The sequence below is a fragment of the Sphingomonas sp. CCH9-F2 genome, from assembly GCF_001556735.1.
Taxonomy (GTDB): Bacteria; Pseudomonadota; Alphaproteobacteria; order Sphingomonadales; family Sphingomonadaceae; genus Sphingomonas; species Sphingomonas ginsenosidimutans.
This window is the reverse complement of record NZ_LSJO01000191.1, coordinates 1-4,494: the sequence shown is the minus strand read 5'-3', so window position 1 is coordinate 4,494 and position 4,494 is coordinate 1. Positions and strand designations below refer to the sequence as shown.

Here is a 4,494-nt window from a genome sequence, read left to right as displayed (position 1 = left end):
TCGGCCAGCATCGCGGCGGGGGGCGGGGTAGGTCATGGTCGCTTGATATCTTCCTGGCTCGACGCGGGGCTGGCCCGGCGGCCAACATGACCGAAAGTTCATGTTCGCGCCACGCCGCGGTGCGTCCCGCGCGGTTAGAAGGTGCATACGCAAGGCGATTGCGTCACCCCGCCCGTCACCTGCACTCCCGGTGGTGCCGGGCCGGTGGGAGAGAGCCGGCGGAGGGCATCCCCTCCGCCGGCTTTTCGTTTATGGCGGCAGCGTTACCGGGAGAATCGTGATGGACGCCGTGACCGCCTTCGGGCTGTTCGCCGTCAGCTTCATGCTGCTGTGCTATATGATGGAGGACCGCGCGCCGTTCTGGACGCTGCTGTTCGCGATCGGCTGTCTGATGGGATCGGCCTATGGGTTCCTCCAGGGGGCGTGGCCGTTCGGACTGGTGGAACTGGCGTGGTTCGTCGTCGCGCTCAGGAAATGGGTGGGGTTGCGGCATCGGGTGTCGCCCGGCGCCTGATCGATCGGGCGGAACCGGTCGCCTGATCGATCAGGCGTGACTCATGGGTGGAACCCGTTGCTTGACAGCGCGTTCGCGCGCCCTTATCCGCCCCGACTTCCAACCTCTCGTTTCCCGGCGACGCAATTGTGCGGGCGCCGCGTTTCCTGCGTTTCGCAGGGGCGAATCGGGCGAGGGCGCGGAAACGCAATGCGACGAGATGGGGTGCGTGGCAGCCATGCCGCATCCTGTGGAGCACAGGAGAACAAATTCATGGCACGTATCGCGGGTGTCAACATCCCGACCAACAAGCGCGTGGTGATCGCGCTGACCTATATCCACGGCATCGGTCCGGCCAAGGCGAAGGAAATCACCGCCAAGCTGGACATCGCGGCGGAGCGCCGCGTGCAGGACCTGAGCGATCAGGAAGTGCTGCAGATCCGTGAGGCGATCGACGCCGACTACACCGTGGAAGGCGACCTGCGTCGCCAGACCGCGATGAACATCAAGCGTCTGATGGACCTGGCCTGCTATCGCGGCCTGCGCCACCGCAAGGGCCTGCCGGTCCGCGGCCAGCGCACGCACACCAACGCGCGCACCCGCAAGGGCAAGGCGAAGCCGATCGCGGGCAAGAAGAAGTAAGAAATCGTCCGGGGGACGATTTTCCACTTTTTCTCCGCCGGAGGCAGGTCAGAGGCAGGCAGCCTCCCGGCCTCCGTATTGGAAATTAAGGTCAGGAACACCATATGGCACAGGCACCGCAGCGCCTTCGTCGGCGCGAACGCAAGAACATCACCGCGGGCGTCGCACACGTGAACGCCAGCTTCAACAACACCATGATCACCATCACCGATGCGCAGGGCAATGCCATCAGCTGGTCTTCGGCCGGCATGATGGGCTTCAAGGGCAGCCGCAAGTCGACCCCCTATGCCGCGCAGGTCGCTGCCGAGGACGCGGGCAAGAAGGCCGCCGAGCACGGCGTCCGCACGCTCGAGGTCGAGGTGAAGGGTCCGGGCTCGGGCCGCGAATCGGCGCTGCGCGCGCTGCAGGCGGTCGGTTTCCAGATCACGTCGATCCGTGACGTGACCTCGATCCCGCACAATGGCGTGCGTCCGTCGAAGCGCCGCCGCGTCTGATCGTTCTTCTTCGCGTGGCCGCTGACGAGCGGCTGCGTCCATTACCCGGCCGACGCCCGCAACCGTCGGCCCAACCCCAGGGGACGAGAGCTTGTCTGTCAACGCAAAGAACTGGCAAGAACTGAAGAAGCCCAATCAGCTCGAAAAGAAGAGCGGTGACGGCAAGCGCAAGGCGACCTTCGTTGCCGAACCGCTGGAGCGCGGCTTCGGCCTGACGCTCGGCAACGCGCTGCGCCGCGTGCTGCTGTCCTCGCTTCAGGGCGCGGCGGTGACCTCGATCAAGATCGAGAACGTGCTGCACGAGTTCAGCTCGCTGGCCGGCGTCCGCGAGGACGTGACCGACATCGTGCTGAACGTGAAGCAGATCGCGCTCAAGATGCAGGGCGAAGGTCCGAAGCGCCTCCAGCTGTCGGCCACCGGCCCCGGCGAGGTGAAGGCGGGCGACATCGCGGTGTCGGGCGACATCGAGGTGATGAACCCCGAGCTGGTCATCTGCCACCTCGACGAGGGCGCGACGCTCAACATGGAACTCACCGCGGATGTCGGTAAGGGCTATGTCGCGGCGGTCGGCAACCGTCCGGTCGACGCGCCGATCGGGCTGATCCCCGTCGACGCGCTCTACTCGCCGGTGCGGCAGGTGTCGTACAAGGTCGATCCGACCCGCGTCGGTCAGGACCTCGACTACGACAAGCTGACGCTGACGATCGAAACCGACGGCACCGTCACCCCGGAGGACGCGGTGGGCTATGCCGGCCGAATCCTTCAGGACCAGCTGGCGCTGTTCGTGCACTTCGACGATTCGGCGGTCACCCGCAGCGCACCGGTCGGCGTCGCCGCCCCGGCCGCGACGGGCGAGACGCCGGGCGACACCGCACAGATCAACCGCTACCTCCTCAAGAAGGTGGACGAGCTGGAACTGTCGGTGCGGTCGGCCAACTGCCTCAAGAACGACAACATCATCTATATCGGCGATCTGGTCGGCAAGACCGAGGCCGAGATGCTGCGCACGCCGAACTTCGGCCGCAAGTCGCTCAACGAGATCAAGGAAGTGCTGTCCTCGATGGGGCTGCGGCTGGGCATGGAAATCCCCGGCTGGCCGCCCGAGAACATCGAGGAAGTCGCCAAGAAGCTCGAGCAGGAAATCATGGGCTGAGCCGCACGCGGATAGCGCACGCTATCCGCGAGACGGCGACAGCCCGGCCGGTGGGGGCGGCAAGCTGCCCCGATCAACGACGCGGCGCCGCCGCGTCGCCACCTGGCCGACGAGATTCTGCTACTTATTGGGAGGCCCCAGCCTTCGCTGGGGCGACGTGATCCGGTGGGCTCCCACGTCCCCACCAGGCCCGGGGTACCTCATACGGCCCCCTGACGAACGAGAAGGATTGAACCATGCGTCACAAGGTTGGCGGTCGTAAGCTGCAGCGTACCTCGGCTCATCGCGCCGCGCTGTTCCGCAACATGTCGGCCGCGCTCATCAAGCATGAGCAGATCACCACCACCCTCGCCAAGGCGAAGGAACTGCGTCCGTATATCGAAAAGCTGGTGACGCTGGGCAAGAAGGGTGGCCTGTCGAACCGCCGTCTCGCGCATGCCCGCCTGCTCGACGACGCGCAGCTGGTGAAGCTGTTCGACGTGCTGGCGACCCGCTACGCCTCGCGCAACGGCGGCTACACCCGCATCATCAAGGCCGGCATCCGCGCGTCGGACGCCTCGCCGATGGCGATCATCGAATTCGTCGACCGCGATACCTCGGCCAAGGGCCAGGATTCGGGTCCGGTGATGACCGACGAGGATTTCGACGAAGCCGCCTGATCGGCGCCTCGTCGGATCGAGAGCCGAAGGGGCCGCGCCAGCGATGGCGCGGCCCCTTTTCGTTGATCCCGACTGCTAGAAGGCGCCAGAGTCGAGCGTGATGTTGCCCGCCTTGGCGCGCCCCGCTGGCTTGCCGTTCATTACCGCCTTCAGCACCTGGTCCGGCGCCGGTAGCGCACTGAACGTGGCGAAGATGGCGGTGTTGCCGTCAACGTCCTTCAACGTCACTGTATAGATACCCTTCTTGTCCACCTGTCCCATCAGCGATGGTGCCACCGTAATAACGCGGCCGGCATCCCCCAGCGCCATCACGTAGGACGCGGCATCGTCGCTGGAGCGATAGGCTGCGTATCTGGCGCCGGCCACGTCGCCGCGGCACCAGACGGGCGGCGCGTCTGCGGGCGTGTCCGGCTTCTTCCGGGCTTCGGCGGTGGCGAGCCCGGCGGTCAGCAACAGGGAGACGAGAGCATCCGCGCCCTGCGTCTTGACGACCTTCGCCTTGCCATAGGCAAGCGGCGTCGAGCAGGGCGCGATCGGTACCGCAGCAGGCACCGCGGCGCCGCTGGCGGCGGGCCAGGCGATCGCCGTGATCAGCGTCGACAGCGTGGCGTCGAGCTGTTCCGCGACCAGCGTGTCGGACGTCAGCCGAATCGCCACCAGCCACTGGCCGACAGGGATGACGGCCAACGCGGTGCTGCGCGGACGACCGCTGGCGAGGGCATATACCTGCCGCAGCGAAGAGGCCGTGGTCGCGCCCGGAGCGGCGAAAGCGACGGGATCGATCGTCGCGGGCGCGGCATTGCGAAAGATGTCGCGTTCCTCCAGCGCCGTGCGCGCGCGATCGAACCACATCGGCACGCTCTGCACCGCCGGCTGGAACAAATAGATCGTCGCGAACGTGGCCTTGTCGGGGGTAGCGAACTGAGCGGTAACGTCGAACTCGCCGTTTGTCGCATCGCTCAGTCCGATGCGCGTCATCCCGGCCAGCTGCGCGCGCAGGATCACGCCGCTTTGCGCATGTTTCCAGCCCTTGTCCGCCGGTACCGGCAGGTC

The 4,494-nt window shown here is 66.3% G+C and carries 6 protein-coding genes; 5 read left to right on the top strand and 1 reads right to left on the bottom strand.

What is annotated here, in order from left to right:
- The first annotated feature begins 280 nt into the window (after nucleotides 1–280).
- The 5 genes from AX685_RS05670 to rplQ all read left to right on the top strand — a co-directional run bounded on the left by AX685_RS05670 (nucleotide 281) and on the right by rplQ (nucleotide 3,441).
- Nucleotides 281–514: a hypothetical protein gene (locus AX685_RS05670; protein ID WP_066486294.1), complete on the top strand. Its 234-nt coding sequence runs from the start codon at nucleotides 281–283 to the stop codon at nucleotides 512–514.
- A 252-nt stretch (nucleotides 515–766) separates the two neighbouring features.
- The gene (rpsM, locus tag AX685_RS05665) at nucleotides 767–1,135 is read left to right on the top strand and encodes a 30S ribosomal protein S13 (protein WP_066486292.1); all 369 of its coding nucleotides are present in this window, start codon (nucleotides 767–769) and stop codon (nucleotides 1,133–1,135) included.
- Between the two features lie 104 nt (nucleotides 1,136–1,239).
- Nucleotides 1,240–1,629 (top strand): 30S ribosomal protein S11, encoded by a 390-nt coding sequence (gene rpsK, locus AX685_RS05660; RefSeq protein ID WP_066486290.1) that lies wholly within the window; start codon nucleotides 1,240–1,242, stop codon nucleotides 1,627–1,629.
- Nucleotides 1,630–1,720: 91 nt separating this feature from the next.
- Nucleotides 1,721–2,782 carry a DNA-directed RNA polymerase subunit alpha gene (locus tag AX685_RS05655; RefSeq protein ID WP_066486289.1) on the top strand — a complete coding sequence of 354 codons (1,062 nt, stop codon included), beginning with the start codon at nucleotides 1,721–1,723 and terminating at the stop codon, nucleotides 2,780–2,782.
- 236 nt (nucleotides 2,783–3,018) lie between these two features.
- Nucleotides 3,019–3,441 carry a 50S ribosomal protein L17 gene (gene rplQ, locus AX685_RS05650; protein ID WP_066486286.1) on the top strand — a complete coding sequence of 141 codons (423 nt, stop codon included), beginning with the start codon at nucleotides 3,019–3,021 and terminating at the stop codon, nucleotides 3,439–3,441.
- A 75-nt stretch (nucleotides 3,442–3,516) separates the two neighbouring features.
- On the opposite strand, the gene AX685_RS22375 is transcribed toward rplQ, so the two are convergent.
- On the bottom strand, nucleotides 3,517–4,494 hold a 978-nt coding region (locus AX685_RS22375; RefSeq protein WP_066486283.1), incomplete at its 5' end, for a hypothetical protein.

What these genes read in the sequence shown, in the direction of transcription:
- rpsK (WP_066486290.1), top strand. Translation starts at nt 1,240, where the DNA reads ATGGCACAGGCACCGCAGCGCCTTCGTCGGCGCGAACGCAAGAACATC.
- rpsM (WP_066486292.1), top strand. Translation starts at nt 767, where the DNA reads ATGGCACGTATCGCGGGTGTCAACATCCCGACCAACAAGCGCGTGGTG.
- AX685_RS05670 (WP_066486294.1), top strand. Translation starts at nt 281, where the DNA reads ATGGACGCCGTGACCGCCTTCGGGCTGTTCGCCGTCAGCTTCATGCTG.
- rplQ (WP_066486286.1), top strand. Translation starts at nt 3,019, where the DNA reads ATGCGTCACAAGGTTGGCGGTCGTAAGCTGCAGCGTACCTCGGCTCAT.